At 72.4% G+C, this 4,143-nt stretch carries 1 protein-coding gene; it reads left to right on the top strand.

Annotated elements, in window-relative coordinates; all coding sequences use genetic code 11:
- Window positions 1-19: 19 nt before the first annotated feature.
- Window positions 20-4,143, top strand: a 4,124-nt coding sequence (locus tag GT354_RS13180) for an amino acid adenylation domain-containing protein (protein ID WP_237534734.1), incomplete at its 3' end; no start/stop codon positions are given.

The following is a 4,143-nucleotide window of genomic DNA, read 5'->3' as shown; positions in this document are numbered from 1 at the left end:
GCCACAGCGCTCCGCAGGCCTGTCCACGGCCAAGCGTGCGCTCCTCGACCGACGCCTGCGGCGGCGTGCCGGCGCCGGACAGGTGATCCCGCGTCGACCCACCGGCACCGTCCCGCCGTTGTCGTACGCGCAGGAACGCCTGTGGTTCATGGAGCAGTTCGCGCCCGGCACGGCCGCGTACAACATCCCGGTGGCCCGGCGCCTGCACGGCGACCTCGACATCGCGGCGCTGCGCGGCGCCCTCGCCGACCTGGTCGCACGACACGAGACGCTGCGCTCGCGCTACGTCGTCGACGACGACGGGCAGCCGCACCTGGAGATTGCCGAACCCGACGCGGCCGCCGCCCTCGTACCGCTGAGCACCGCGACGGCCGACACCGAGCCCGACGCCGTGCGGCTGGTCACCGCGTCCGCCGCCGAGCCGTTCGACCTCGCCGCCGGGCCGCTCCTGCGCGCGTTGCTGATCACGCTGGGCCCGGCCGACCACGTACTGCTCCTGACCGTGCACCACAGCGTCAGCGACGGCTGGTCCAGCGAGATCATGGTCGGCGAGATCCTGACCCGCTACGCCGCGCGCGCGACGGGCGAGCCCGGCGAGGCCGCCCCGCTGCGCGTCTCCTACGGCGATTTCGCGCTGTGGCAGCGCGAACGGCTCAGCGGCGAGGCCCTCGTGCGCGAGACCGCCTACTGGCGGACCGAACTCGCCGGGGTGGAGCCCCTGGAGCTGCCCACGATCGGACCGCGCCCGGCCCGACAGACCTTCGACGGCGCGGGCTACGGCTTCGAGATCGACCGCGACCTGCTGGATCGGCTCACCGCGCTGGCGAGCGAGCGCGGCGCGACGCTGTACATGGTGCTGCTCGCGGCCTTCCAACTCGTCCTGGCCCGACACAGCGGGCAACGCGAATTCGCGGTCGGCTCGCCCGTGGCCGGTCGGCCGCACCCCGAAGTCGAGGACCTGGTCGGGATGTTCGTCAACGTGCTCGCGCTGCGCGCCCGCACCGACGGCGACCCGACCTTCGCCGAACTGCTCGACCGTACCCGGGAAACGTGCCTGGAGGCGTACGGACACCAGGAACTCCCGTTCGCGCAACTGGTCACCGAGCTCAACGTCACCCGCGACGTGACCCGCTCACCGGTGTTCCAGGCGGTGTTGGCGGTGCAGAACTACGCGACCGCGAAGGACGCGAATTCGCTCCCGCTGTCCGCCGAGGTGTTCGGTCTCCAAGCCAGTGGTACCCGCTTCGACCTCGAACTGTTCCTGATGGAGTGGCCGGACGGCCTGCGCGGCGCGTTCAACTACAACGTCGACCTGTTCGACGAGGCCGGCATCGCCCGCCTGGGCCGCCACCTCGGCCGACTGCTCGCGGTGGTCGGCGACCGACCCGACGTACCGGTGTCCACGCTCGACGGGCTCGACCCGGACGAGCGCGACCTCGTACTGCGCCGCTGGAACGACACCGTCGTCCCCCATCCCACCGGCGCCACCCTGCCGGGCCTGATCGCCGAACAGATCGCCCGCACCCCCGACGCCGTCGCCGTCACGCTCGACCACCACACCCTGACCTACCACGAACTGGACGCCGCCGCCGACCGCGTCGCACACCGCCTGCACGTCGAGGGCGTCGGCCCCGGCGACCTCGTCGCGGTGAGCGCCGAACGCTCGCCCGAACTGGTCGCGGCGCTGCTCGGCGTGCTCCGCAGCGGCGCCGCCTACACCCCGCTCGACCCCGAATACCCGGCCGATCGGCTGGCGTTCATGCTCGCCGACTCGGGCGCGCCGGTGCTGTTGACCCACCGCAAGCTGCCGGTGCCGCAGGGCTGCGCGGCCCGAGTGCTGTACGTCGACGACGTGGCCGAGTGGCCGCCCGCGCCGACGAAGCCCGCCGGGCCGCTCGCCGACGACGTCGCGTACATGATCTACACGTCGGGCTCCACCGGCCGTCCCAAGGGCGTACCGAACACGCATCGCGCCATCGTCAACCGAATCCGCTGGATGCAGGACTCCTACCGGCTCGACGCCGCCGACGCCGTGCTCCAGAAGACGCCCGCGAGCTTCGACGTGTCGGTGTGGGAGTTCTTTTGGCCGCTGACCACCGGCGCCAGGCTGGTACTCGCCCGCCCCGGCGGGCACAAGGACGCGGCCTACCTGCGCGACGTGATCGCCGAACAGGGCGTCACGGTGGCGCACTTCGTGCCCGCGATGCTGACGATGTTCCTGGCCGAGGAGGACGTCGAGCGGTGCACGACGCTGCGCCGCGTGGTGTGCAGCGGCGAGGAGTTGGCCCCCGACGGCGCCCGCGCGTTTCGGAATCGGCTGCCCGGGTGCGCGTTGGCCAACCTGTACGGCCCCACCGAGGCGGCCGTCGACGTCACCGCGTGGGAGTGCGATGACGCGCCCGATACCGTGCCGATCGGCGCGCCGATCCACAACACGCGCGTGTACGTGCTCGACGACGCGATGCGGCCCGCACCGCTGGGGACGCCCGGCGAACTGTATCTGGGCGGCGTCCAGGTCGCGTTGGGCTATCACCGACGGCCGGGGCTGACCGCGGAGCGGTTCGTGCCCGACCCGTTCGGTCCGGCCGGCGACCGGCTCTACCGCACCGGGGACCTCGCCCGGTGGCGACCCGACGGCACGCTCGCGTTCCTGGGGCGGGCCGACCACCAGGTCAAGGTGCGCGGGCTGCGGATCGAACTCGGCGAGATCGAGGCCGCGTTGCGCACGATCGACGGCGTCGACGAGGCGGCGGTCGTGGTCCGCGAGGACACGCCGGGCGACAAGCGGATCACCGCGTACGTGGTGCTCTGCGAGACCGACGAGGCTCCGGGCGAGGAAGACTCGAACGGCCGGTCCCCGGAGGCCGAGTTCGACTCGGCCCCGCTGCGCTCCGAACTCAAGCGCACACTGCCCGACTACATGGTCCCGGCCGCGTTCGTCGCACTGCCCGCGCTCCCGCTCACCCCCAGCGGCAAGCTCGACCGAAAGTCCCTGCCGGCGCCCGCCGCGCGCCGCTCCAGGGGCGCCGCCGACGCGCCGCCGACGACACCCGCCGAGTTGCTGTTCGCGCGGATCTGGTGCGACGTGCTGGCGCTGCCCGAAGTCGGCGTCGACGACGACTTCTTCGACCTGGGCGGCCACTCGCTGCTGGCGACCCAGGTGGTCGCGCGGGCCCGCAAACTGCTGCCGGAGATCGGCGGGCAGGCGGTCAGCGTGATGGACGTGTTCACGCACAAGACCATCCGCGAGATCGCCGAGTTGTCCACGCTCTCCGCCGACGAACGCGGTCCGGCCCGGCTGCTCTACCGGCTCACCAAACCGGTGCCGGCCGCGCGCCGCACGCTGTCCCTGGTGTGCGTGCCCTACGGCGGCGGCAGCGCGGTGGTCTACCAACCGCTCGCGGACGCCCTGCCGGACACGCACGACCTGTGGTCGGTGGCCATTCCGGGACACGACGTCGGTGTCACACAGGAGCGGTTGCCGTTCGACGAACTCGCCCGGCGGATCGTCGCCGAGGTACAGGAGCGGGTCGAGGGGCCGATCGCGCTGTACGGGCACTGCGGTGTCGGCAGCGCGCTGATCGTCGCGGTGGCCCGGCAGTTGGAGGCGGCGGGGCGCGAGTTGGCGGCCGTCTACATCGGCGCGCAGTTCCCGTTCGCCCGGCCGCGCAGCCGGGTGCTGAGCGCGCTGAGCAAGGTCGCGGCACTCGAACCGCTGCTCGGCGACCGGGTGTACGCCAACTGGCTGACCTCGATGGGCGCCGACATGGCGGATCTCGACGGCGACCAGATGAAGTTCATCATCGGCAACATGCGCCGGGACTCGGTGGCCGCCGAGGAGTACTTCACCGAGGCCCTGTCCGACCACCGGCCCCGCCTTCGCGCGCCGATCGTGTCGGTGATGGGCGACCGCGACCCGGCCGCCGACTTCTACCAGGAACGCTTCCGCGAGTGGCGCACGATCGCCGACCGGGTCGGCCTGGTGATGCTCGACGAGGCCGGCCACTTCTTTTTGAAGCACCGTGCCGGCGACCTCGCCGAGGTGGTCACCAGGGTGCACCCGGCGGTGGTCTCGGGCGACACCGCACACCTGCCGCAGCGATCGGCCGATGGGCCTTGGTGGTTCCACGGCACGGCCGGGCC

This window comes from Streptomyces sp. SID3343 (assembly GCF_009865215.1).
Lineage (GTDB): Bacteria > Actinomycetota > Actinomycetes > Streptomycetales > Streptomycetaceae > Embleya.
Note: the sequence above shows the minus strand (reverse complement) of the source record. Positions and strands in the feature narration are given on the sequence as shown.